The organism is Pseudomonas sp. LBUM1647 (assembly GCF_059716175.1).
On record NZ_CP166809.1, the window covers coordinates 5927829 to 5952866 of the forward strand.

22 protein-coding genes are annotated in these 25038 nt (G+C 58.4%); 10 read left to right on the forward strand and 12 right to left on the reverse strand.

Annotation, left to right across the window (positions count from 1 at the left end; all coding sequences use genetic code 11):
- Positions 1-99 precede the first annotated feature (99 nt).
- Positions 100-1638 (reverse strand): murein biosynthesis integral membrane protein MurJ, encoded by a 1539-nt coding sequence (gene murJ / locus ACA059_RS27385; RefSeq protein WP_497631661.1) that lies wholly within the window; start codon positions 1636-1638, stop codon positions 100-102.
- 252 nt (positions 1639-1890) lie between these two features.
- Here murJ and rpsT point away from each other — a divergent pair, with 252 nt between their 5' ends.
- On the forward strand, positions 1891-2169 hold the full coding sequence (gene rpsT, locus ACA059_RS27390; protein WP_008154937.1) for a 30S ribosomal protein S20: 279 nt from the start codon (positions 1891-1893) through the stop codon (positions 2167-2169).
- Between the two features lie 184 nt (positions 2170-2353).
- Here rpsT and ACA059_RS27395 read toward each other — a convergent pair whose 3' ends face one another.
- The 5 genes from ACA059_RS27395 to rplU form a co-directional block, all read right to left on the reverse strand.
- The gene (locus ACA059_RS27395; RefSeq protein ID WP_497631663.1) at positions 2354-2818 is read right to left on the reverse strand and encodes a CreA family protein; all 465 of its coding nucleotides are present in this window, start codon (positions 2816-2818) and stop codon (positions 2354-2356) included.
- A 12-nt stretch (positions 2819-2830) separates the two neighbouring features.
- Positions 2831-3949, reverse strand: coding sequence for a glutamate 5-kinase (gene proB / locus ACA059_RS27400; protein ID WP_497631665.1), 1119 nt, complete (start codon positions 3947-3949; stop codon positions 2831-2833).
- Positions 3950-4168: 219 nt separating this feature from the next.
- Positions 4169-5392: an Obg family GTPase CgtA gene (cgtA, locus tag ACA059_RS27405; RefSeq protein ID WP_123367774.1), complete on the reverse strand. Its 1224-nt coding sequence runs from the start codon at positions 5390-5392 to the stop codon at positions 4169-4171.
- Between the two features lie 193 nt (positions 5393-5585).
- Complete coding sequence (rpmA, locus tag ACA059_RS27410) at positions 5586-5861, reverse strand: 50S ribosomal protein L27 (RefSeq protein WP_046048788.1); 276 nt, start codon at positions 5859-5861, stop codon at positions 5586-5588.
- A gap of 34 nt (positions 5862-5895) precedes the next feature.
- Entirely contained in the window at positions 5896-6210 is a 315-nt protein-coding gene (gene rplU, locus ACA059_RS27415) for a 50S ribosomal protein L21 (protein ID WP_003176051.1), read from the reverse strand.
- Positions 6211-6450: 240 nt separating this feature from the next.
- On the opposite strand from rplU, the gene ACA059_RS27420 reads away from it, so the two are divergent.
- The 3 genes from ACA059_RS27420 (at position 6451) to ACA059_RS27430 (ending at position 8385) form a co-directional block, all read left to right on the forward strand.
- Positions 6451-7419 carry a polyprenyl synthetase family protein gene (locus ACA059_RS27420; protein WP_123367773.1) on the forward strand — a complete coding sequence of 323 codons (969 nt, stop codon included), beginning with the start codon at positions 6451-6453 and terminating at the stop codon, positions 7417-7419.
- A 160-nt stretch (positions 7420-7579) separates the two neighbouring features.
- The gene (locus tag ACA059_RS27425; protein WP_008154270.1) at positions 7580-7921 is read left to right on the forward strand and encodes a zinc ribbon domain-containing protein YjdM; all 342 of its coding nucleotides are present in this window, start codon (positions 7580-7582) and stop codon (positions 7919-7921) included.
- Positions 7922-8127: 206 nt separating this feature from the next.
- Positions 8128-8385 carry a PA4570 family protein gene (locus ACA059_RS27430; RefSeq protein ID WP_283181734.1) on the forward strand — a complete coding sequence of 86 codons (258 nt, stop codon included), beginning with the start codon at positions 8128-8130 and terminating at the stop codon, positions 8383-8385.
- A 49-nt stretch (positions 8386-8434) separates the two neighbouring features.
- On the opposite strand, the gene bamJ is transcribed toward ACA059_RS27430, so the two are convergent.
- The 3 genes from bamJ to ACA059_RS27445 form a co-directional block, all read right to left on the reverse strand.
- Entirely contained in the window at positions 8435-9052 is a 618-nt protein-coding gene (gene bamJ, locus ACA059_RS27435) for a BamJ family beta-barrel-assembly machinery protein (RefSeq protein ID WP_046048787.1), read from the reverse strand.
- Between the two features lie 121 nt (positions 9053-9173).
- Complete coding sequence (locus ACA059_RS27440; RefSeq protein WP_497631666.1) at positions 9174-9473, reverse strand: DUF6482 family protein; 300 nt, start codon at positions 9471-9473, stop codon at positions 9174-9176.
- Positions 9474-9604: 131 nt separating this feature from the next.
- The gene (locus ACA059_RS27445) at positions 9605-10093 is read right to left on the reverse strand and encodes a TIGR00645 family protein (RefSeq protein ID WP_033054284.1); all 489 of its coding nucleotides are present in this window, start codon (positions 10091-10093) and stop codon (positions 9605-9607) included.
- A gap of 171 nt (positions 10094-10264) precedes the next feature.
- Between ACA059_RS27445 and ACA059_RS27450 the strand changes: the two genes are divergently transcribed.
- A complete protein-coding gene (locus ACA059_RS27450; protein WP_497631667.1) occupies positions 10265-12094 on the forward strand; it encodes a hypothetical protein in 1830 nt (609 codons plus the stop codon).
- Between the two features lie 5 nt (positions 12095-12099).
- Here ACA059_RS27450 and ACA059_RS27455 read toward each other — a convergent pair whose 3' ends face one another.
- Both ACA059_RS27455 and ACA059_RS27460 read right to left on the reverse strand, forming a co-directional pair.
- Positions 12100-12441 (reverse strand): PA4575 family protein, encoded by a 342-nt coding sequence (locus tag ACA059_RS27455; RefSeq protein ID WP_046048783.1) that lies wholly within the window; start codon positions 12439-12441, stop codon positions 12100-12102.
- A 318-nt stretch (positions 12442-12759) separates the two neighbouring features.
- Positions 12760-15198 (reverse strand): Lon protease family protein, encoded by a 2439-nt coding sequence (locus ACA059_RS27460; protein ID WP_497631668.1) that lies wholly within the window; start codon positions 15196-15198, stop codon positions 12760-12762.
- Between the two features lie 276 nt (positions 15199-15474).
- Between ACA059_RS27460 and ACA059_RS27465 the strand changes: the two genes are divergently transcribed.
- From ACA059_RS27465 to ACA059_RS27480, 4 genes are all read left to right on the forward strand, one after another.
- Positions 15475-15963, forward strand: a complete 489-nt coding sequence (locus ACA059_RS27465; protein ID WP_017340868.1) for a DUF3015 domain-containing protein — start codon at positions 15475-15477, stop codon at positions 15961-15963.
- 107 nt (positions 15964-16070) lie between these two features.
- Positions 16071-17924, forward strand: a complete 1854-nt coding sequence (locus ACA059_RS27470; RefSeq protein WP_497631669.1) for an Lnb N-terminal periplasmic domain-containing protein — start codon at positions 16071-16073, stop codon at positions 17922-17924.
- 152 nt (positions 17925-18076) lie between these two features.
- Complete coding sequence (locus ACA059_RS27475; protein WP_008154250.1) at positions 18077-18433, forward strand: hypothetical protein; 357 nt, start codon at positions 18077-18079, stop codon at positions 18431-18433.
- A 70-nt stretch (positions 18434-18503) separates the two neighbouring features.
- Positions 18504-18998: a GreA/GreB family elongation factor gene (locus ACA059_RS27480; RefSeq protein WP_497631670.1), complete on the forward strand. Its 495-nt coding sequence runs from the start codon at positions 18504-18506 to the stop codon at positions 18996-18998.
- A 199-nt stretch (positions 18999-19197) separates the two neighbouring features.
- On the opposite strand, the gene ettA is transcribed toward ACA059_RS27480, so the two are convergent.
- Entirely contained in the window at positions 19198-20862 is a 1665-nt protein-coding gene (gene ettA, locus ACA059_RS27485; protein WP_155002365.1) for an energy-dependent translational throttle protein EttA, read from the reverse strand.
- A gap of 285 nt (positions 20863-21147) precedes the next feature.
- On the opposite strand from ettA, the gene ACA059_RS27490 reads away from it, so the two are divergent.
- Positions 21148-24996: a sensor domain-containing protein gene (locus ACA059_RS27490; protein ID WP_497631671.1), complete on the forward strand. Its 3849-nt coding sequence runs from the start codon at positions 21148-21150 to the stop codon at positions 24994-24996.
- Positions 24997-25038: the final 42 nt, after the last annotated feature.

Below are 25038 nucleotides of genomic sequence, written 5' to 3' on the forward strand. Positions count from 1 at the left end.
TATAACCACACCCGGCGGCCGACGACAGGCAACACCGTAACCCAAAGTGATCGAGCCGACAAAACCGTCGATTCGCCCGTGTTTATCGAGGTCGTGACCTCAGCTCAGCGCTTTGCGATTGAAGTCTCGCAAACGGAAGCCCATCAACAGCAACATGCCGAAATAAGCGACCACACCGGCAACGACCAATGCGCCCAGACGCAGGAACCGCTCCAGCATATGCCCTTGATCCCAGGCTGGCATGAAATGCATCCCGACCAGTAACACAGCAGACATCACCAACACTGCAATCACTAGCTTGAAGCCGAACTTCGCCCAACCCGGTTGCGGCTCATACATCTGCTGCTTGCGCAGTTGATAGAACAGCAGCCCGGCGTTAATGCACGCGCCGATGCTGATGGCCAGCGCCAGACCGGCGTGGGCCAGCGGGCCGATCAACACCAGGTTGAACAACTGGGTAACGATCAGGGTGAAAATCGCGATTTTTACCGGCGTGCGGATGTTTTGTTGCGCATAAAAGCCCGGAGCCAGCACTTTGATCACGATAATCCCGAGCAAACCGACCGAATAAGCGATCAGCGCCCGTTGGGTCATGGAGGCGTCAAACGCGCTGAACTGGCCGTACTGGAACAAAGAAACCGTCAACGGCTCGGCGAGAATCCCCAGCGCCAGGGAGCACGGCAACACCAGCATGAAGCACAGGCGCAGCCCCCAATCGAGGATTCGCGAGTATTCCTGGCGATCCTTGCTGGCGTAGGTCTTGGCCAGGGTCGGCAGGAGAATCGTGCCCAACGCCACACCCAGAACGCCGGAAGGCAATTCCATCAACCGGTCGGCGTAGTACATCCATGACACGGAACCGGCGACCAGGAACGAGGCAAAAATAGTATTGATGATCAGCGAAATCTGGCTCACGGACACACCGAGAATCGCCGGCAGCATTTGTTTCATGACCCGCCAGACGCCGCTGTCACGCAGGTTCAGTCGTGGCAGCACCAGCATGCCGATCTTTTTCAGGTGCGGCAGCTGATAGAGCAATTGCGCCAGACCACCCACCAGTACTGCCCAGCCCAGCGCCATGACTGGCGGATCGAAATACGGCGTTAGGAACACCGAAAAGATGATCATGCTGACGTTGAGCAGGGTCGGCACGAAGGCCGGCACCGAGAAGCGGTTATACGTGTTGAGGATCGCCCCGGCCAATGAAGACAGGGAGATCAGCAATATATAAGGAAAGGTCACCCGCAACAGACTGGCCGTCAGCTCGAATTTTTCCGGCGTATCGGTGAAACCCGGGGCGGTCGCCCAGATGACCCACGGCGCAGCGATCATGCCCAAGGCGGTGACCAACGCCAGCACCAGCGTCAGCAAGCCCGAGACGTAGGCAATGAAGGTTCGCGTCGCCTCCTCGCCCTTCTGGCTTTTGTATTCGGCAAGAATCGGCACGAACGCCTGGGAAAATGCCCCCTCGGCGAAGATACGCCGCAGCAGATTGGGCAGTTTGAAGGCGATAAAGAAGGCGTCGGTCGCCATCCCCGCGCCAAATGTACGTGCGATAAGGGTGTCACGAACGAACCCCAGAATCCGGGAAAGCATCGTGATAGAGCTGACGGCGGCCAACGATTTGAGCAGATTCATTGAAAGAGTTTGTGCCTGTCGATAAACAGCAGGCGAACAAAGCGCCTACTTATGCGATACTCCGCGCCGCAGCAGCACAGAGCCAAAGCTCGCGAGTTTACAGGTCAAGCGCCGGAAATAAATATCCCGCCTCTTTATACCTACCACTTAGCGGAACGTCTCAACCGCCCTTGACAAGACATCAACTCATCGGCATGATTCGCGGCCTATTTTGTTTGCTATTTCCTAAAAAGTCTTTCGAGGAGCTCGACGGTGGCCAACACACCTTCCGCCAAAAAACGTGCAAAACAGGCTGAGAAGCGTCGCAGCCACAACGCCAGCCTGCGTTCCATGGTTCGTACCTACATCAAGAATGTAGTTAAAGCCATCGACGCAAAAGACGCTGAAAAAGCTCAAGCTGCTTACGTTCTGGCCGTGCCAGTTATCGACCGTATGGCCGATAAAGGCATCATCCACAAGAACAAGGCTGCTCGTCATAAGAGCCGCCTGAACGGTCACGTCAAGGCTCTGAACCTTGCTGTTGCCGCATAAGCGATAAGCTTGTTAAAAAACCGACCCCAGGGTCGGTTTTTTATTGCCTGCGATTTAACAAACGCCGCACAAAAAAATGTGGGAGCGGGCTTGCTCGCGAAGGCGGTGTAACAGTCAACGATGATTTTGAATGTTATGACCTCTTCGCGAGCAAGCCCGCTCCCACACTTAGATTTAGGTCAAATTATTGAGCGTTCGCCCACGGCAGGATCGGGATGGCTGTCACCGCATTCTGCGGGCTACCCTCGATCACACGATCGCTATAGACCAGGTACACCAGCGTATTGCGCTTCTTGTCGAGGAATCGCACTACCTGCATGGTCTTGAACACCAGCGATGTGCGCTCCTTGAACACCTCGTCACCCTCCTTCAACTCACCTTTGAAGCTGATCGGCCCGACCTGACGACAAGCGATAGACGCTTCCGCGCGATCCTCAGCCAATCCCAAACCACCCTTCACGCCACCCGTCTTGGCTCGCGACAGGTAGCAAGTCACACCCTCAACCTTTGGATCATCAAACGCTTCGACGACGATGCGGTCGTTCGGACCGACAAACTTGAACACCGTCGACACCTGACCAATCTCCTCGGCCGAGGCCAGCAGCGGCATCGCCAACAGCAGACCCAACAATCCTTTTGCCACGCGCATTCAGGTATTCCCTCAGACCAGGATCAGGTTATCGCGGTGAACCAGTTCCGGCTCCGCCATATAACCCAACAGACCGACAATCGCCTCAGACGACTGACCGATGATTTTTTGTGCTTCCAGCGCGCTGTAGTTGGCCAGGCCCCGGGCGATTTCACGACCGTCCGGTGCCACACAAACCACCATCTCGCCACGACGGAAGCTGCCTTGGACCAGCTTGACACCCACAGGCAGCAAACTTTTGTTGCCTTGGGACAGCGCCGTTACCGCACCAGCATCCAGCACAAGCGTGCCACGGGTTTGCAGGTGCCCGGCCAGCCATTGCTTGCGCGCAGCCAGCAGGCCGCGCTCGGGCGACAGCAAGGTGCCGATGCGCTCGCCTGCCTTGAGACGATCCAGCACACGATCAATACGCCCGCCAACGATGATGGTATGCGCACCGGAACGAGCTGCCAGCCGCGCAGCACGCAATTTGGTCTGCATGCCGCCACGACCCAGCGCACCACCCGTACCGCCCGCCACCGCATCCAGCGCCGGATCATCAGCGCGCGCTTCGTAAATCAGATTGGCGTTGGGGTTGTTGCGCGGATCGGCATCGAACATGCCATCGCGATCCGTGAGGATCACCAACAGATCAGCCTCGACCAGGTTGGCCACCAGCGCCGCGAGCGTGTCGTTGTCGCCGAAACGAATTTCATCAGTGACCACGGTGTCGTTTTCGTTGATCACCGGAATAACTTTCAGCTCGACCAGCGCGCGCAAGGTGCTGCGGGCATTCAGGTAGCGCTTGCGGTCGGACAAGTCGTCGTGGGTCAGGAGAATCTGCGCGGTATGCCGGCCATGCTCGGCAAAGCTCGACTCCCAGGCCTGCACCAACCCCATCTGACCGATGGCGGCAGCGGCCTGCAACTCGTGCATCGCACTGGGTCGTACGGCCCAGCCCAAGCGGCTCATGCCGGCCGCCACCGCCCCGGAGGACACCAGCACCAGCTCGACGCCAGCCTCATGCAAAGCCACCATCTGCTCGACCCAAACACCCATTGCCGCGCGATCCAGGCCCTTGCCGTCCGCCGTCAGCAAAGCGCTGCCGATCTTCACGACCCAACGCTGCGCACCTGTCACCTTGCTCCGCATCATCTTCAACCTTAGCTTGAGGACAGCGCGACCCAGCGCTGCCCGTAACGTTATTCGTGACTACCGATTTCCAGATACTAAAACGCCGCTCGATTGAGCGGCGCCTTAGAAACCGGCTTGCGGCGATGATAACACCGCACCGGGATGAAGGTTCAGCACACACCTGCGATCTTCTGAACGTCAAAAGATCGCAGCCTGCGGCAGCTCCTACACAACGAATCAGTCACGCACGTAAATGATTTCCGGACCGTCTTCGTCATCCACATCTTCTTCGTCCCAATCATCGTCGCCGATGTCGTGGACCGACTTCACGCCGCTACGGCGCAGGGCACGCTGGTCATCCAGAGCCTGCAGCTGAGCACGGGCTTCGTCTTCGATGCGCTGATCGAGCTCGGCCAACTCTTCTTTGTAAACCGGGTCGTTAGCCAGGCGATCAGCACGATCTTCCATGTAACGCATGATGTCGTGGCAAAGACGCTCGGTGCCCAGCTTGGAGATGGCCGAGATCACGTAGACCGGACCGGTCCACTCCAGGCGATCAACGATCTCCTTGACGCGCTCATCGTGCTCTTCTTCAAGGATCTGGTCGCACTTGTTCAGCACCAACCAACGATCACGCTCAGCCAGGGACGGGCTGAACTTGGTCAGCTCGCTGACGATCACTTCCGCAGCATCCGGGGCGCTGGCGTCATCGAGCGGCGCCATGTCCACGAGGTGCAACAGCAGACGCGTACGCGACAAGTGCTTGAGGAAGCGAATCCCCAGGCCTGCGCCATCGGAAGCACCTTCGATCAGACCCGGAATGTCCGCAACCACGAAGCTTTTCCAGCGATCGACACTGACCACACCCAGGTTCGGCACCAGCGTGGTGAACGGGTAGTCGGCGACTTTCGGCTTGGCGGCCGACACCGAACGAATGAAGGTACTTTTGCCAGCGTTCGGCAAGCCCAGCAGACCTACGTCAGCCAACACCTTCATTTCCAGCTTCAGATCACGCGCCTCACCCGGCTTACCCGGAGTGGTCTGACGCGGAGCACGGTTGGTACTGGATTTGAAACGGGTGTTACCCAGACCGTGCCAGCCGCCGTGAGCCACCAGCAGTTTCTGGCCAGCCTTGGTCAGGTCGCCGATCACTTCCTGAGTGGCGGAGTCGATAACGGTAGTACCGACCGGAACACGCAGGACCAGCTCTTCGCCTTTCTTGCCGGTGCAGTCAGTGCTGCCGCCGTTGGAACCACGCTCAGCATCAAAGTGCCGGGTGTAACGGTAGTCCACCAGGGTGTTGAGGTTTTCGTCGGCGATCATGTAGACCGAGCCGCCATCACCACCGTCACCGCCGTTCGGACCACCGTTTTCAATGAATTTCTCGCGACGGAAGCTCATGCAACCGTTGCCGCCGTCACCGGCCTTTACTCGAATCGATACTTCATCAACAAACTTCATAACAAAACGCCTCTCGTCATACGGACGAGCCGAAAAAACCAAGACATAAGACTCTTGCAAAAATGAGCGCAGCGACCTCAATCAACGACCGCAAATCCAGCGCTGGAGCCCATCACAAACAGCTTTGCAAGAGACTCACCCCACAAACGAAAAAGCCCCGTCGCGAGACAGGGCTTTTCCAGCAACTACGTAATTATGCCGCGACGACTGCAGTCTTCGGGACAATGCTCACGTAACGGCGGTTGAAAGCGCCTTTTACTTCAAACTTGATCACGCCGTCGATTTTAGCGAACAGAGTGTGATCTTTACCCATGCCAACACCGTAACCGGCGTGGAATTGGGTGCCGCGCTGACGCACGATGATGTTGCCCGGAATGATAACCTGGCCGCCATACATCTTCACGCCAAGGCGTTTGGCTTCTGAGTCGCGACCGTTACGGGTACTACCACCAGCTTTTTTGTGTGCCATGAGTCAATTCTCCTAGTGAGGAATTAGGCTGAAATTAAGCCTGAATACCGGTGATTTTGATCTCGGTGTACCACTGGCGGTGGCCCATACGCTTCATGTGGTGCTTACGACGACGGAACTTGATGATGCGGACTTTATCGTGACGACCTTGGGAGATCACTTCAGCCACAACGGTAGCGCCAGCAACAACTGGAGCGCCGATGTTCACGTCATCGCCATTGGCGACCAACAGAACGCGATCAAAAGTAACGGATTCGCCGGTAGCGATTTCCAGTTTTTCGATCTTCAGGTATTCACCTGGGGCGACCTTGTATTGCTTGCCACCAGTAACAATTACTGCGTACGACATGGTATTTCTCCGATAATCCTGCTCACCCAGCTCTTTATAAGAAGAGGTATTGGCTGGCATGGCTGCATTGGGCTGGAAGGCCTGTTTGCAATTGCGTAAGGCAGGTGCTGCCCAGGAAGTTCAGGGTGCGCGATTGTACGCAAGCTGCCGGGGCGATGCAAGAGGCCGTCCATCGTACCTTGACACCCGCCGAAGTGGGTCCTAGCATGCCGCGCAACCCTTCTGGAGCAACTGTCGCTGATGCAACCCCAAGCTTTCTACCGCGCGGTGGCGGACGATTTTAGCGCCGTCGACGGCATCATCAAGAAGCAGCTGACTTCCCGAGTGCCGCTGGTATCGAAAATCGGCGATTACATTACCTCGGCTGGCGGTAAACGCCTGCGCCCTCTATTGGTTTTGCTGTGTGGCAAGGCTCTGGGTCGCGAAGGCGATGACCTGCGCCTGCTGGCCGCGACCATCGAGTTCCTGCACACCGCGACCCTGCTGCATGACGACGTGGTCGACATGTCCGGCATGCGCCGTGGCCGCTCGACCGCCAACGCCATGTGGGGCAACGCCCCTAGCGTGCTGGTGGGCGACTTCCTGTATTCGCGCTCCTTCGAAATGATGGTCGAACTGGGCTCCATGCCGGTGATGAAAATCCTTTCGCAAGCCACGCGCATCATCGCCGAAGGCGAAGTGTTGCAGCTGTCCAAGGTTCGTGACGCCAGCACCACCGAAGAAACCTACATGGAAGTCATCCGCGGCAAGACCGCGATGCTCTTCGAAGCGTCGACCCACAGTGCTGCAGCGCTCTGCGAAGCGACATCGGAACAGGCCGAAGCCCTGCGTACATTCGGTGATCATCTGGGCGTGGCGTTCCAATTGGTCGACGACCTGCTGGACTACAAAGGCGACGCCGAAACCCTGGGCAAGAACGTCGGTGATGATCTGGCTGAAGGCAAACCGACCCTGCCGCTGATCTACACCATGCGCGAAGGCACGCCGGAGCAGGCTGCCCTGGTGCGCAAGGCGATCCAGAAAGGCGGCATCGAAGACCTGGAAAGCATCCGCGAAGCCGTGGAAGCCTCAGGCTCGCTGGATTACACCGCGCAACTGGCCCGTGACTACGTGGCCCGCGCGATCAAGTGCCTCGACGCACTGCCTGCCAGCGAATACCGCGATGCACTGGTTGAGTTGAGCGAGTTTGCGGTCGCCCGTACACACTAAAAGCAAGATCAAAAGATCGCAGCCTTCGGCAGCTCCTACAGGCGTACACAAAACCCTGTAGGAGCTGCCGAAGGCTGCGATCTTTTGCTGTCAGCTCCCTCCTCCGATAAAACCCTATACAATGTGCGACTTTTAGCGATCCTCAATCCAAGGAGCCTTAGTGAGCACGTTGCCACCCTGCCCAAAATGCAATTCCGAATACACCTACGAAGACGGCGCCCAGTTGATCTGCCCTGAGTGCGCCCACGAGTGGTCCGCCAGCGGCGAAGCCGAAGCAGTGTCCGATGACACCGTGAAAAAGGATTCGGTCGGCAACGTCCTGCAGGACGGCGACACCATCACCGTGATCAAGGACCTCAAGGTCAAAGGCACGTCGCTGGTGGTCAAGGTCGGCACCAAGGTCAAGAACATCCGCCTGTGCGATGGCGATCACGACATCGACTGCAAGATCGACGGCATCGGCCCGATGAAGCTCAAATCCGAGTTCGTCAGAAAAGTCTGAGCCTGCTGTATTCCATCCCACGCCGTGCGTGGGATGGTGCTTCGCCCTCCCCCGCTTCGCCCAACAATCCCTCGCAATAGCCAAACGCCAGCCGTTTTGACCTTACGCAACCTTTACCCATAAAAAAACACAAACCGCCAATAGGTCCTTGCTATTTGATGAATAAGAATTATTCTCATTGAAACCAATCAATGGAGATGAGACCCATGACTTATTTGATCGACGCCTGGCTGGACCGCCCACACCCTTACCTCAGGATCCTGCATCGGGAAACCGGGGAAGTCTGTGCGGTGCTTGAAGAAGAAGCCTTGAACGAGCTGCAGGACCAAGGTGATCTGGACGTCAACGGCTTGAGTTCCAGCGAGCCGGTGGTGCTCAAGGAACTGGTGCGCAATCTGTTTCTTTTCTGCTATGCCCGGGCATTGCGCCCGACAAGCGAACTGCACCACAAGATCGAGGTATGAGAAACGCTGAAAAACCCTGTAGGGGCAGAGCGCCTACAGGGTTACGGTCTTACAGAACGTCGAGCAGTTCGACGTCGAATACCAGTACGCTGTGCGGCGGAATGCTGCCAACGCCTTGAGCGCCGTAAGCCAGTTCGCTCGGCACGTATAGACGCCATTTGCTGCCGGCGTTCATCAGTTGCAGGGCTTCGGTCCAGCCAGCGATCACGCCGCCAACCGGGAATTCTGCAGGCTGACCACGATCGTAGGAGCTGTCGAACACAGTGCCGTCGATCAGAGTGCCGTGGTAGTGAGTGCGCACTTGATCTTCACGGGTTGGCTTGGCGCCTTCACCCTGAGTCAGCACTTCGAATTGCAGGCCGGAAGCCAGGGTGGTGATGCCATCACGCTTGGCGTTTTCAGCCAGGAATGCCAGGCCTTCGCCAGCAGCGGCTTCAGCTTTGGCAGCTGCTTCAGCTTGCATGATTTCGCGAATGACCTTGAAGCTCGCAGACATTTCTTCCTGACCCACACGGCTTTCCTTGCCGGCGAAAGCGTCGGTCAGACCAGCCAGGATCGCGTCCAGGCTAACGCCCGGCGGCGGGTTGTCGCGCAGTTGATCGCCCAGCTGACGGCCAATACCGTAGCTGACGCGGGTTTCGTCGGTGGACAGATTTACTTCGGACATGACACTGCTCCGCTGTGCGGACGGCCCTGGAACTTGCCGTGCGTACACAGCGCGTCCCGGAGCGCCCGGAACCAAAAGGGCCAGCAGACTAGCACAGATGCCATTGCGTTGATGAGGGGCGTCAGTGCTGACACCCGATCGGGACCTTCAGACTCTCTTCGGTGCTGCCCCCCAGCCCGCACATTTCATCATGAACCGAGGTGTGCACGAGGTTGAATGGCAAGTTGGGGAAGGAATGAAGCACTTCACGCGCATGCTCGACCGATCGCAGATGAAACGTCTCGCCGTGGGCATCACTCAATGGATACGCCGCGCCATGCATTCGCGCTTCCAACAGGTAGATCCCGCCTTCCATCGAGATCAGGTTGAGTTCATCAACCTTCCCGGCGATGGCATAGGCATTCAACTCTTGCAGGTTCATGAACACACCTCACACAGTGGCGAGCCAAGATCCTTACAGGCATAGGCCTCGGCGCATCAAAGTACAAGCCACAAACAACACCGCCCGTCTGTTTCGCAACAGACGGGCGGCTGGGTATAGCAATAAAACGATCAGTGTTTGGTCAGCTTATCCAGGTAACCCATGGCAAACGCCGAAATCACGAAGGTCATGTGGATGATCACGTACCACTTCAAATGCTCGGGATCGACGTTCTTGGCGTCCATGAAAATCCGCAGCAGGTGGATGGACGAAATGGCCACGATGGAGGCGGCCACCTTCATCTTCAATGAAGAGGAATCCATGGTGCCCAGCCAGTTGAGCTTTTCCTTGTCGTCGTCGATGTCCAGTTGGGAAACGAAGTTCTCGTAACCGGAAATCATCACCATCACCAGCAAACCGCCTACCAACGCCATGTCGATCAATGACAGCAGCACCAGAATCAGATCCGACTCGGCCATCGAGAACACGTTAGGGATGACGTGGAAGACTTCCTGGAAGAATTTCAGCGCCAGGGCCAGCAACCCAAGGGACAGACCGAAGTAGATCGGCGCCAGCAGCCAACGCGAGGCGTACATTGCATTTTCGATAAAGCGTTCCATTGAATCTCACACATTGGACTGGAAATGTCCGCGAGTATACCAGCCACCTGTCTATACCCAGAAGCAGCCAGAAACCGTTGGGAAATCCGCAACCTGCGCGTGTGTGACAAGGTTTTTCTGCTAGTGTCCAAAGCATTGACAGCTCAGCGACATCGGACAGGAAGACGGAAAATGGATGTGCGATTGCCTTTAACGAGCGCCGGCATTTGCCTGGCTTTGCTGATGAGCGCTTGCTCGCCCAGCGATGAGAAGCGCCAGGTCAGCCTCGAGGAAAAGACTGCGCAGTTCGAGAAGTCTCTGGATGCGATTCAGGACCCAAAACTCAAGGAAGCCGTGGCTGAACTCGGCGGCTCACTGTTGTTGCTCGAGCGTGCGCAACTCAAGCTCGACAGCAAACCGGTGGAAACAGAATATGGCGAAGACGCCCTTGCCGTCCTCAAGCACTATCCGACGCCCCAGGCCTTGGTCGACACGTACATCAACGGCCTGATCGTGCTGCACAAAGATTCCAGTTCCGACTACCTGACCGATCTGCAACCGGTGTTCCCCTTCAACTTCAACATTCCGGCCGCGTTTCTCTTTCCCCATGGTCTTGAATGGCAATCGGTAACCTTGAGCAACAAACGCGTCATCCCGTTTCAGCCGGAATGGTCGGAAACCGATCCGGGCATTCAGCTCAGTCCGTCGAGCTCCAACCTGACCAACCCCGATGATTTGACGGTGACCTATCCATTCATCGACGGCCTGGACGTGGACAAAAAGAACCAGCCACAACCGGTGAGTCTGCAAGGCAAGGTGGAAGTCATCGCGCCGCGCCGGCTCTACAGCTTCGACCTGACGAAAAAGGACGTTGGCCAGACTCGCACCAACGACAACCTCAGCGTCACCCTGCTGAACCTTGCAAACAACTACGCCGAAATCGAATTCAACAACAGCGCGCCACTGGCCCCCGAGGTCAGCGAAACACCGCTGAACCCGCTGATTGTCCAGGCCAAGGACAGCACCGGGCAATTTCTCTCGCGCTCAGGCTCGATCCACGAAACCTCCGCACAAATAGCCTTCTATCAAAAGCAACTGGCGAAAATGCAACAACAGAAAGCCTGGAGCGCGAGCTTCGAGAAACAGATCGATGAAGAGCAGCGCGCCTTCGAGAAGCAACAGAACCACCATTATTCCAAGGTGTACTTCAACGGGCCGATCGAAACGCTTGAGGTCAGCGTACTGGACTATTCAACCGCCACGGTGACCCGCAAGGACCTGAACCTGCCGGTGCTTCGCTTCGACCCACACACCACGCAAAAGACCATCCAGCCACTGACGCTGCCGGTAGTGGTGTACGACGACCAGGCCCCGATCTGGCTCAAGGGCGCCACGCTTGGCGAGGAACAACTGAAAAAGAGCGTCAGCATCAGTCAGTCGGTCGAAGACCCCAGCGCCGCGCGTATCGAGTTCGATCACCCCAAAAGCTTCAATGATGAGCTGCTCGGCACCTCCTTCAACCCCGGCGAAAGCCCGGTCAGTTTCTTTACCGAGGACGGTAACGGCAAACGCGATGAGCCGATCGAATTGCCGCCTGAGGCATACCAGGTCGATCCCCTGCGCGGCACCATCACCTACGATTTGAACCTGTTTCCAGAAACCCCCGCTTACGCGGTGGGCTCCATGCCGCTGTTTCTCGCCACCGTCGAAAAGAAAACCATCGACGCCCACCAGTTGCCCAAAGGGCTGGCGCTCAAAGGCAATGCGCTGGTGGTTGATCTGAAGCAGTTTCCCGCCCAGGACTGGCGTTTCTTCGCCAAGGACGACAGCGGCAATTATCTGAAGGAGATTCTTTCGGTCAGCCACGATGCGAGCGCAGAAGGCCCGGCATTATTGGGGGTGCATTATTTCTACGGGCAGCCTGCCCGTCTGGAAACCTATCAACGAACCGATCTCTCCACCGTGCAATATGGTTTCGAGGTCAAACTCGACAAGGCGGACACGTCCAACCTTGCTCAATAGCCTGTTCAGTGCTCGGGCCGAAACTCGAAACCTCCAGGGTTGCGGCAGCGGCCACCATTGATTTCCCGCAGCTGAGCTTGCAGGTGCAGGCACCAGATTTGCGGATCGTCGGCCAGCTCATAGCCGTGCAGGGTGAGACTTTCAACAATGGTGTCGAGGATCGACTCAGCCACAAAGGGACCATGAAACGGGCCCTGGGCTTTGATGGCAGAAGGTTGTTCGCCGGCCATTCCAGCAGCGAAGAGTAAGGTCCACATGCCCGTATCCCCCGCCAATGGGCGGATGGCACACTCGATACGGGTCACAAGGCCCAGGCATTGACGGGTGAGGCAGAGGTTGCGCGACATGGCGGCGACCCTCGGTAGATCCGGTATTCAGCCCCCACGGGAGGGCTGTCTCGATCCAGTGATTACTGTCGATATCCTTGAGCTGAGAATAGAAGAAAAGTCTGACTAGCACGTCAAGTGAAACCAGAAGGCGCCGAATGGTCATTGTGTGAATATTGACGCCAGACTGATGGCACTTTTTAACTGAATGTCGATTCCGACAATATACAAAAACCTGTAGGAGCCGAGCTTGCTCGCGATAGCGGACTTTCAGCCAACAGTGATGTTGAATGTCAGTGCCTCATCGCGAGCAAGCTCGGCTCCTACAGGGGTTTTGTGTCAGGCAGGTTTGGCCTCGACCAGTGCTTCCTGCGCAGCTTCTTTCTCGGCTTCCTTGAGGTCTTCTTCGCTGATCATTTCTGCGATGACCCGCAAGCGCTCCACCACCCGCGCGTTAACGCTGCCTTCAGGGAACTGGCCATCGGCGTCCGGCGCACCGGCCGGCTCGCCGACCAACAGGCTCAGGGCTTCATCAGCCTGGCGCACGGCGTAGACGTGGAACTGCCCCGCGCGTACCGCCGTCAGCACTTTCTCGTCGAGCATCAGCGTGGCAACGTTGGCGTGGGGAATGATTGCGCCCTGCTCACCGGTCAGCCCGCGGGCTTCGCAGAGCCGGAAGAAGCCTTCGATCTTCTCGTTGACCCCGCCCACCGCCTGCACTTCACCGAACTGGTTGATCGACCCGGTGATCGCAAAACACTGCTTGAGCGGGGTTTTCGACAGGGCCGAAATCAGCGTACAAGCCTCGCCCAGCGATGCACTATCACCATCGACGTAACCGTAGGATTGCTCCAGGGCGATGCTCGCGGAAATCGCCAGCGGGAACTCCTGGGCGTAACGGCTGCCCAGGTACCCGGTGAGAATCATCACGCCTTTGGAGTGAATGGGCTGACCGAGGTTGACCTCGCGCTCGATGTCGACGATGCCGCTACCGCCCGGATACACCGTGGCGGAAATCCGCGCCGGCACACCGAACGCCGAGTCGCCGACCTCCAGCACTGTCAGCCCGTTGCATTTGCCCACCGCCGCGCCATCCGTGTCGATCAGGATGATCCCGGCCAGCATGTCATCGAGAATCCGCGCCGAGACGCGCCCGGTACGCGTGGCCTTGGCCTTGAGCGCACGTTCGATGTGCCCGGCGTCGGTCATTTCGTCACTGGCCAGTTGGCGAATGAAATCCGCCTCGCTGACCAGTTGGAACAGATCACCGATCCGCGCCGACAAACGCCCCTGGTGCTCAGCCAGGCGAGCACTGTAAGTCGCCAGACGCGCCACCGCATCAGCGGTCAGCGGCGCCATGCCTTCTTCGGAAGTGCGGGTCTTGAGTAACTGGGCGAACTGCTCCAGGCTTTCGTCGACCATCGGGATGTCTTCGTCGAAGTCCACCAGGACGCGGAACATCTCCTGGAAGTCCGGATCGAGGTCCTGCAGCGTGTAGTAGAGCTGCCTGGCGCCAATGATGACGACTTTGACCTGCAACGGAATATGTTGCGGCGTCAGGGTCACGGTGGCGAAACGGCCCATCTCGCCCAGCGGCGATTCCATTTTCAGTTTGCGCGATTGCAGCGCGCGTTTGAGCGCATCCCACACGAACGGCTCGCTGAGCATTTTTTCTGCTTCAAGAATCAAGAAGCCGCCATTGGCGCGGTGCAGCGCACCCGGACGCAACTGTCGATACGTGGTGTAGAGCGCGCCCTGATCGGTGGTGTACTCGATGCGGCCGAACAGGTTTTCGTAAGTCGGGTGCGGCTCAAAGACCACTGGCGCACCGCCGCTGAATGGATGACCGACCACCAGGCTCGGCGCGTATTGCTCTTCCAGCAACTTACGGGCGATGGCGTCCGTCTTGCTGTCGTCCACCAATTGCTCGACCACGGTCTTGAGCAGGTACACCTGAATGGCTTGCAGGTAACCGCAGACCGCCGCGTTTTCCGCATACTTCTCCGACAACGGAGAAAGCAATGGCTGCAAGGCCAGGGTGATGGTTTCTTCGTTGAGCTGGCGCAGTAGATTGCTCGACTCACGCTTCCACTGCGGCAGGCTGGCGAGTTCTTCGTTCAGCCGCTCTTCCAGCCACGAAATATCGTCATGAAAACGCTCGCGCTCGGCTTCCGGCAACTGGGCAAATTCGGCCTCGTCCACGGCCTTGCCTTCGCTCATCGGCGTAAAGGCGATATTGGTGCTGTCGCGGTACAGCGCAACATCCTTCTCCAGCGCCAGGCGCTCGATCACGTCCAGCGCCTTGTCGTAACGCTGGTTGAAGGCGCGGTCGATGGCGCTCTTCTTCTGCTGATAGGACGGGTGCTCGAACACGGCCGGAAAAGTCGCCAGCAGGTTGTCGATCAAACCGTTGATGTCATCGATAAAGGCACCGGCGGTGCCCGAGGGCAATTCCAGGGCGCGAGGTTCGCGAGGATCATCGAAATTGTTGACATAGACCCAGTCCGCCGGGGTCTGCAGGCGTTTGCCTTCGGCTTTCAGGTAGCGTTTGACGAACGAGAACCGGCCAGTGCCGGGCTCGCCCATGACGAATACGTTGTAACCGGGGCGTGGCATTGCCACACCGAACTGCAAGGCTTCGACCGCACGTTCCTGGCCAAGCACACCGCGGAAGGGCTCCAAATCATTGGTGGTAGAGAAGCTGAACTGTTCAGCGGAAAACGGACGGGTCAGCGCTTCGGGCGCTAGACGCAAGCTGGCAGCAACAGGATCAGGCATCGGGCTTCCTTACATCAGGCGGGGCAGATAGCGGCATTCTGGCGCTGCCCATACCTCACTTGCAAGGCGCGCCTCTAGCCAAAGCATAGACAAAGCGGCATCCCCAGGCGGGCCGGGGCCAAATCAATGTTTTTAATGAATGTTTTGCAAAAAATCACGGAACCCCGGGATCGTGCCTAAACTCCAAACTGCGCGGCTGGATTAATAACTGGCCCACTGGCGCCGGATTGGGCCAGACCCCTTGTCCATTGGTATGCACATAAAGAGAACAAAGCTATGAAACGGATTCTTCTCGGTACTCTCTTCACCGCTGTATCCCTCAATGCCATGGCTCAGGCGCCAGGCGGCCCGGATTGCGGTTGGGGCAACATGCTGTTCGAAGGTCAGCGTGGCACCCCGGCTCACTTCCTGGCATCCACCACCAACGGCACCTCCGGCAACGCAACCTTCGGTATGACCTCGGGTACCAACGGTTGCTCGACCAATGCGTCGCTGACCTATGGCGGCAAATCCTGGATTGCCATGAATGGCATGATGAACGAGCTGTCCGAAGACATGGCTAAAGGTCAGGGCGAAGCGCTGACTACTTACGCCGTGGTACTGGGCGTGGCGCCGGAAGACCGTGCGCACTTCGCCGCTGTGACTCACGAGCACTTCCAGCAGATCTTCAGCAAGGCTGACGTGACCGCTGACGACGTGCATACCAACACCCTGGCCGTTCTGAAGAGCGATCCGCGTCTGGCCAAGTACGCCACTCAAGCTTAAGCTCGACCCGCCCGCTTCTCTTTCGGGGAGCGGGTTTTGTTTTTTGAACCTGGCCCTTTTGGCCTGCCCCTTTGGGTCTTTGTTTCTTTCGACTTAAGTTGCCCACTATGCTCAAACGCCTTGCCTGGCTGGCGCTCTGTTCCTGCGCGTCGCTGTCCGCCGCGCCTCACATAGACAATCAACGTTTGCAGCAACTGGCCAATGACCCTTTCTGGATTTCCCTGGGTCACTACGAAACCGCCAAACTCGGCGGCTGGCGCAGCTATGTCAGCGACAAGAAATTCTTCCTCGCCGCCGACGGCAATGAACATCCTGACCGTGAACTGGCGGCGACCGTGCAAGCGCTGTACGCCCCCGCCAGTGCTGGCGAAAAACAGGCGCAATGCGTCTACCCGGCCCGCACCCGCTGGCTCAAGGCACAGCTCAACCTGAGCGATCTGCCGAAGCTTCCCTGCTCTGAATTCAAGCAATGGTTCAAGGATGTTTCGCCCCACAGTGCAGTGATGATTTTCCCGGCAGCGTATCTGAACAGTCCGTCATCGATGTTCGGCCACACATTGCTGCGCATCGACCAGGCCAATGTGCAGAGCGATCAAACCGCCCTGCTCAGTTATGCGATCAACTTCGGCGCGTACATCGAAGGCTCGGACAACAGCATCCTGTATGCCTGGAAAGGCTTGATGGGCGGCTATCCCGGTTTGTTTGCGCTGGTGCCGTATCAAGAAAAACTCTCGGAGTACCGCAGCCTCGAGAACCGTGATCTGTGGGAATACCGCCTCAATCTGACCCAGGCAGAAACCGAGCGCATGGTCGAGCACGTCTGGGAGCTGAAGCAGATCCAGTTCGACTATTTTTTCTTCGACGAAAACTGCTCTTATCGTCTGCTGGAATTGCTGCAAGTCGCCCGCCCGAGCTTGCGATTGACCGAACAGTTCCCGCTGACCGCGATTCCTACGGACACCGTCAAGGCGGTGAAAGAAGCCGGATTGGTGGAATCCATTCAGTATCGACCGTCTCGCGAACGTGAACTGCTGAGCCGCGCCGAGCCGTTGACCCATGAAGAACAGGAGTGGGTGCTGAAAGTCAGCGCCGACCAGAAGCAACTGCAAGAACCGGCGTTCAAGGCTCAACCCAAGGATCGTCAGGCGTTGATCATCGACGCCGCCTATCGCCTGGAGCGCTACCGCGCCAACGGCCAGGAGCGTGATCCGCAACGGGCGCAGCGCAGTTTCGAATTGCTGCGGGCGATCAACCAGAACCCGGCACCGGAACTGGACATCCCGCAACCCGGCCTGCCTGAGGATGGCCATGAATCGCGCACCTGGCAGGCCGGTATCGGCACTCGAGGCGACAAGGCGTTTGGCGAGTATGGCTTGCGCATGGCTTATCACGACCTCAACGACAACGCCGAGAGCTTTCCCCTCGGCGCGCAGATTGAAATCCTGCAAATGAAACTGCGCCAGTACGAAGGCAATCACTGGCAGTTGCAGCAATTTGACCTGGCGACCATCCGCTCCCTGACCCCGCGCAATGAATTGCTGCAACCACTCTCGTGGCAAGTCACCGGCGGCCTGGAGCGCGTGCCGGGCAAGCATGACGACGAAACCCTGGTCAGCCACGTCAATGGCGGTGGCGGCGGAACCTGGCAACTGGGCGACGACATGCTCGGCTTTGCTTTGGGCACCGTGCGCATTGAACACAACAACGACTTTGCCGGCTTCATCGCCCCGGCGGCGGGTTTCAACAGCGGTTTGCTGTGGAAAAACCCGGTGGGCAACTTCAGCCTGGAAGCCAAGGGCGATTTTTTCACCAACGGCGAAGTGCGCCGTAGCGTGAGTCTGAATCAGCAGTGGGAATTGTCGCGCAACCTGGGTTTGCGCCTGAGTGCCCAGCGCGAATTCAGCCACCTGGCTTCGCCCGAAAACGAAGTGATGCTTGAGGTGAAGTGGTATCACTACTGAAAAGATCGCAGCCTTCGGCAGCTCCTACAGATGTACGCGATTTAATGTAGGAGTTGCCGACGGCTGCGATCTTTTGATCTTTCTTTCACAAACGCCTCACGAATCCACTCCTAGACTTCTCCTATAGGCCGTTGACGGTCTGGGAGTCTGAGATGTGGCGTTGCGTGGGTGTGGTGGGTTTGCTGATGTTGATCGCGGGTTGCCAGACAACCCACGAGGATTTGATCGCCAAGGGTTATCCACCGGCATTCGCCGATGGCTTCGATGACGGTTGCAGCAGTGGCCGGCAAGCGGCGGGGGCAATCACCGGAGAGTTTCGTAAAAACGTTCCGCGTTACCTCAAGGACAAGCAGTACGCCGAGGGCTGGAGCGATGGCTTCCGTCAGTGTCAGGCGATGCGCGAAAGCGAGGACCGTGAGGATTATCGCAGCCACCATTGGGACGAGCGCGAAAAGGCCTGGCAGCAGCAGAAGGATCAGGACGCCGCTCGAGCTTTTCGCTCGCAATAAGTCGCTGATAGACATCTGTCGAAACTAAAAGCCTGCGACCATGGCCCAAACCCTATAACGGGAGAAAACCATGAGTCGCGCCTTCGTCAATGAAGATAACGCCGCCGCGCAAACCGATCAGCCCGTCGAACGGCAGGTCAGCGCGCAGCCCAATTACGTCACGCCAGCCGGGCTTGCGCAGCTTCAGGCGAAAGTCGCCGAAGTGCAAAACCTGATCAATGAACAGAGTGTGAAAGGTGACCTGGCCGACAAGCAGCGCCAGGCTGACCTCGAGCGTGACTGGCGGTATTTCAATCAACGCCTGCAGAGCGCTCAGTTAGTCGTACCGGCCTCCTCGACCAACAAAGTGCAGATTGGCGCCTGGGTGACTTTTGCCGATGAACAGGACAACGAACAACGCGTGCAGTTGGTTGGCGAGGATCAGGCGGATGCCGCCAGCGGATTGATCAATTGGGGGTCGCCACTGGGGCGGGCGTTGTTGGGCGCGCAGGTGGGGGATGAGGTGGTGTGGAAGCGGCCGGCGGGGGATTTGGTGATTGAGGTATTGGGCATAGAAGTTGGTTGACCTTTAGGCCGCCATCGTCGGAACGCCGCCCGGAGCAAGCTCGCTCCCACAGTAGATATTCAGTGGACTTCAGATTTGCAGCCAACACAAATCCCCTGTGGGAGCGAGCCTGCTCGCGATGGCCGCGCCGCTGTGTAACTGAAGCCCATAAAAAAACGGAGCCCCGAAGGCTCCGTTCTTTCATGCAACCAACCTGAAATCAGGCCAGTTTCTTGTGCCGTACACGATGCGGCTGAGTCGCGGCTTCGCCCAGGCGCTTGCGGCGATCGGCTTCGTACTCGGTGTAGTTACCTTCGAAGAACACCGCTTGCGAGTCGTCTTCGTACGCCAGGATGTGAGTCGCGACGCGGTCAAGGAACCACCGATCGTGAGAGATCACAATGGCAGCGCCCGGGAAGTCCAGCAGGGCTTCTTCCAGGGAACGCAGGGTTTCAACGTCGAGGTCGTTGGACGGTTCGTCGAGCAGCAGGACGTTGCCGCCCTCTTTCAGGGTCAGCGCCAGGTGCAAGCGACCGCGCTCACCACCGGACAGGTCCTTGACGAACTTCTGCTGATCGCCGCCCTTGAAGTTGAAGCGACCGACGTAGGTACGCGACGGAATCTCGTAGTTGCCGATACGGATCTGATCCGAACCCTCGGAGATTTGCTGGAACACAGTCTTGCTGCCGTCCAGGTCTTCGCGGCTTTGATCGACGCAGGCCAGTTGCACGGTTTCGCCGACTTCGATACTGCCCGAATCCGGCGTTTCCTTGCCCATCAGCATGCGGAACAGGGTCGATTTACCGGCACCGTTACCGCCGATCACGCCAACGATGGCGCCTTTAGGCATGGAGAACGACAGGTTGTCGATCAGCACGCGATCGCCATAACCCTTGGAAACGTTCTTGAATTCGATGACCTTGTCGCCCAGGCGCGGACCGGCCGGGATGTAGATCTCGTTGGTTTCGCTGCGCTTCTGGAATTCCTGCGATTGCATTTCTTCGAAGCGTTGCAGACGCGCCTTGGATTTGGACTGGCGGGCCTTGGCGCCTTTGCGCACCCACTCCAGTTCTTCCTTCATGGCTTTTTCGTGAGCCGACTGCTGCTTGGACTCGGCAGCCAGACGGTCGGACTTGGCTTCGAGCCAACCCGAATAGTTGCCCTCGTAAGGAATACCGGCGCCACGGTCGAGCTCGAGGATCCAGCCGGCAACGTTGTCCAGGAAGTAACGGTCGTGCGTGATCGCAACCACGGTGCCCGGGAAATCGTGCAGGAAATGCTCCAGCCAGGCGACGGAGTCGGCGTCCAGGTGGTTGGTCGGTTCGTCGAGCAGCAGCATGTCGGGGGCGGACAGCAGCAGGCGGCACAGGGCCACACGACGCTTCTCACCACCGGACAGGAATTCGACCTTGGCATCCCAGGCCGGCAGACGCAGCGCATCGGCGGCGACTTCCAGTTGGCGATCCAGGTTGTGGCCGTCGCTGGCCTGCAGAATGGCTTCGAGCTTGGCCTGTTCGGCGGCCAGTTTGTCGAAGTCGGCATCTTCTTCAGCGTAAGCCGCGTAGACCTCGTCCAGGCGAGCCTGGGCGTTCTTGATCACGCTGACCGCTTCCTCAACCACTTCACGCACGGTCTTGGTCGGGTCCAGGATCGGTTCTTGCGGCAGGTAGCCGATGTTCAGGTCCGGCATCGGACGGGCTTCGCCGTCGAACTCGGTATCAACGCCCGCCATGATTTTCAACAGGGTGGATTTACCCGAACCGTTAAGGCCGAGTACGCCAATCTTGGCGCCCGGGAAGAACGACAGCGAAATGTTTTTCAGGATTTCCCGCTTCGGCGGAACAACTTTACCCAGCCGATGCATGGTGAATACGTATTGAGCCATGGAGAACCTAGGGTCAGTGAACGATGAATGATTGGAGCGCAGGCGATGCCTGGCCAGGCTGTGCGCGTAGGCCGATTGATAGCTATCAATACGTGCGCGCTGAAAAAGCCTGATTCTAGGAGCTGGAACGCTCCCGCGTAACCGGCAAAGCTACCTTAATGACGAGAGGCAGTCCAGCCGAGCGGGACTGGCACTTTGCCACAACTCAAGGCATGCTAGCCGCCCTTCGGGCGTCCGGCTTATAGTGCACGTCGCGCCAGTCCAGCCAAACCGCAGGATTACAGTTTGTCTAATGTCTCTCCCCCTTCTTCCGTGAGCGCACTCAACCCTGCGACCGGCTCACCCCTGCGTGGCTCCTTGAAGGGCGCGCTGGCGGCGCTCGTCCTGTTGTTGCTCGCGCTGCTGTTCTGGCAGTTGCTGGATCAACTGCGCGAAACCCAGAAAAACCAGCGTCAGTACACCATCGACTACACCGCCGATCTGGCCTCGCAAGTCAGCCTGAACATGGCGCTCAACGCCCAGATCGCCCTCAACCTGCTACCGATCGTCGAACAACCGCAAAGTGCCGACGAACAGCAGGCGCTGTTGCGCAAACTGCAAAAATCCTTGCCCGACCTGCGCAGCCTCGCGTTGCTCAGCCCTTCCGGGAAAGTCCTCACCGACAGCGCCGACAACAGCGACGACGCCGACTACCTGAGCGAACTGGTCCGGCGCAGTCGCGCTCAGGCCCATTATTTCAGCAACGCCAATGACGGTTCGGTAGTGCATCTGCTGCTGCATCAAGCCAGCGGTAGCACCCGCGGCTACTGGGTTTTGCGCCTGAGGCCGACATTTTTCTCGTCGCTGACCAAACAAAACGAAACCGGTATTCGCCCGCTGTGGGTGGTGGAAAACCGCGTCAATCACCAGATCATCAGCCGCGACGATGGGCAGCCCTCGGCCACACCGACCGTGTTGACAGCGGATGAGCTGGCCAACAGCGTGCTGACCGTGCCCCTGAGCAGCAGCGACTGGCAACTGCGCGGGTTGTTCGACCGTCAACGGGTGATCGAACAGCTGCTGCCGGCGTTCATCGGCAAATGCCTTCTGGGCCTGGCCTTCTCGCTGCTGCCGTTCATCGCCCTGCTGAACATGCGGCGCCGCCAGCGCCAGGTGCACGAAGGCCGTCGACGCTACCAGGATATTTTCGAAGGCACCGGCGTCGCCTTGTGTGTACTCGACGTGTCCGGGCTCAAAAGCGTCTTCGACAAGGCTCAGCTGCACAGTAGCGAACACCTGAAGGCCTGGCTCGAGACACCGGAACAACGCCAGCAACTGCTGCAGGAACTGCGCATCACCGAGGTCAACCTGGTCGCCCTGCAACTGCTCAACGTCAACACGTGCGATGAAGCCTGGAAACTGCTGATCGACGGTAACCCGCAGGACGGCACCGCCATCGGCGATCAAGTGCTCGACGCGGTGCTCAACCAACAGAAACAGCTTGAACTGGAAATCAAACTGCAGGACGCCAATGGCCGCGACCAGCACTTGTGGCTGGTCCTGCGTCTGCCGGAAGACCAGGACGACTATAAAGCGGTGATCCTGAGCATCACCGACATCACCAGCCGCAAGCTCGTCGAACTGTCGTTGCTGGAGCGTGAAGGATTCTGGTCCGACGTGGTGCGCACCGTGCCGGATCATCTGTACGTGCAAGACGTGATCAGCCAACGAATGATTTTCAGCAACCACCACCTGGGCCAGACGCTCGGTTACAACCGTACCGAACTGCACCAGATGGGCGAGTATTTCTGGGAAATTCTGCTGCACCCCGAAGATGCCGACTTCTACCACCGCTCGCGCCAAACCCAGCGCCAGGCCGGTTACCGACAATTGATGCAATGCCAGCTGCGCTTCCGCCACCGGGACGGTAAATGGCGGCGCTTCGACATCCGCGAACAGGCGCTGGCGCGGGACAAGCACGATCAGGTCACGCGAATCATCGGCGTGGCCAAGGACATCACCGATCAGATTGAAGCCAGTGAGTCCCTGCGCGACAGCGAGCAGCGTTACCGGATGCTCGCCGAAAGCATCAGCGACGTGATTTTCTCAACCGACAGCAAGATGGCGCTCAACTACGTCAGCCCGTCGGTGCAAGCCGTGCTGGGCTACGACGCCGACTGGATTTTCCAGAACGGCTGGCAATCGACCATCGCCAACCCACAACAGCTGACCGGCATTTATCAACTGATGGACCGGGTCAGCAAAGCGCTGAATAAACCCGAGCAACTGGCGCTGTTGCGCAGCCAGGTGCAGACCCAACTGTTTTTGTTCGACTGCCTGCGGGCCGACGGTCGCAAGATTCCTATCGAACTGCGACTGGTGCTGGTCTGGGACGAACACGGTGCATTCGAAGGCGTGCTGGGCGTCGGTCGCGACATCAGCCAGCAACGCCGCGCCGAAAAAGACCTGCGCATGGCTGCGACCGTATTCGAGCACTCGACTTCTGCGATCCTGATCACCGACCCGGCCGGCTACATCGTCCAGGCCAACGAAGCCTTCAGCCGCGTCAGCGGTTATGCGGTGGAGCAGGTGCTCGACCAGTTGCCGAACATGTTGACCGTCGACGATCAGCAGGAAGCCCATCTGCGTTATGTGCTCAAGCAGTTGCATCAGCACAGCACGTGGGAAGGCGAAGTCTGGCTCAAACGACGCAATGGCGAGCATTACCCGGCCTGGGTCGGGATCACGGCGGTGCTGGATGACGAAGGCGATCTGGCCAGCTACGTGTGCTTCTTCAGCGACATCAGCGAACGCAAGGCCAGTGAACAGCGGATTCACCGCCTCGCCTATTACGACGCCCTGACTCACCTGCCCAACCGCACACTGTTCCAGGATCGCCTGCACACAGCGCTGCAATCGGCCGAACGGCAGAAGTCCTGGGTGGTGCTGATGTTCCTTGACCTGGACCGCTTCAAACCGATCAACGACTCCCTGGGCCACGCCGCCGGCGATCGCATGCTCAAGGAAATGGCCACGCGCCTGCTCGGCTGTGTCGATGATGACGACACCGTGGCGCGCATGGGCGGCGATGAATTCACCTTGCTGCTGCAACCGCGGGCCAACCGTGAAATTGCCTTGAACCGGGCGATTCATGTGGCCGAACAAATTCTCGCCAGCCTGGTGAAACCGTTCGTACTTGAAGGCCGCGAGTTCTTCGTCACCGCCAGTATCGGGATCGCCCTGAGCCCTCAGGACGGCAACGAACTCAGCCAGCTGATGAAAAACGCCGACACCGCGATGTATCACGCCAAAGAGCGCGGCAAGAACAACTTCCAGTTCTATCAGGCCGACATGAACGCCAGCGCCCTGGAGCGTCTGGAGCTGGAAAGCGACTTGCGTCATGCCTTGGAGCAAGACGAATTTGTGCTGTATTACCAACCGCAGTTCAGCGGCGATGGCAAACGCCTGACCGGCGCCGAAGCCTTGCTGCGCTGGCGCCATCCGCGACGCGGGCTGGTGCCGCCGGGAGACTTCATTCCGGTGCTCGAAGAGCTCGGTCTGGTGGTGGATGTCGGCGACTGGGTGATCAGCGAGGCCTGCCGTCAGCTCAAGACCTGGCATCAGGCCAAGGTCCGGGTGCCCAAGGTGTCGGTGAACATCTCCGCGCGGCAGTTCTCCGATGGCCAGCTCGGCACGCGGATCGCCACCATCCTTAAGGAAACCGGCCTGCCGCCGGCGTGCCTGGAGCTGGAACTGACCGAAAGTATCCTGATGCGCGAAGTCAGCGAAGCGATGCAGATACTCGCCGGATTGAAAAATCTCGGCCTGAGCATTGCGGTCGACGACTTCGGCACTGGTTACTCATCGCTCAACTACCTCAAGCAGTTCCCGATCGACGTGCTGAAAATCGACCGCACCTTCGTCGACGGCCTGCCGTCGGGTGAGCAGGATGCGCAGATTGCCCGCGCGATCATCGCCATGGCCCACAGCCTCAATCTGGCGGTTATCGCCGAGGGCGTGGAAACCCACGAGCAGCTCGACTTCCTGCGTGAGCATGGTTGCGACGAGGTTCAGGGGTATCTGTTCGGGCGGCCGATGCCGGCGAGCCGGTTTGAGGCGCAGTTCAGCAATGATGCGCTCTTCATGTTCGACTGAAGTTTTGCGGTGGGGCTGATGCCCCCTTCGCGAGCAGGCTCG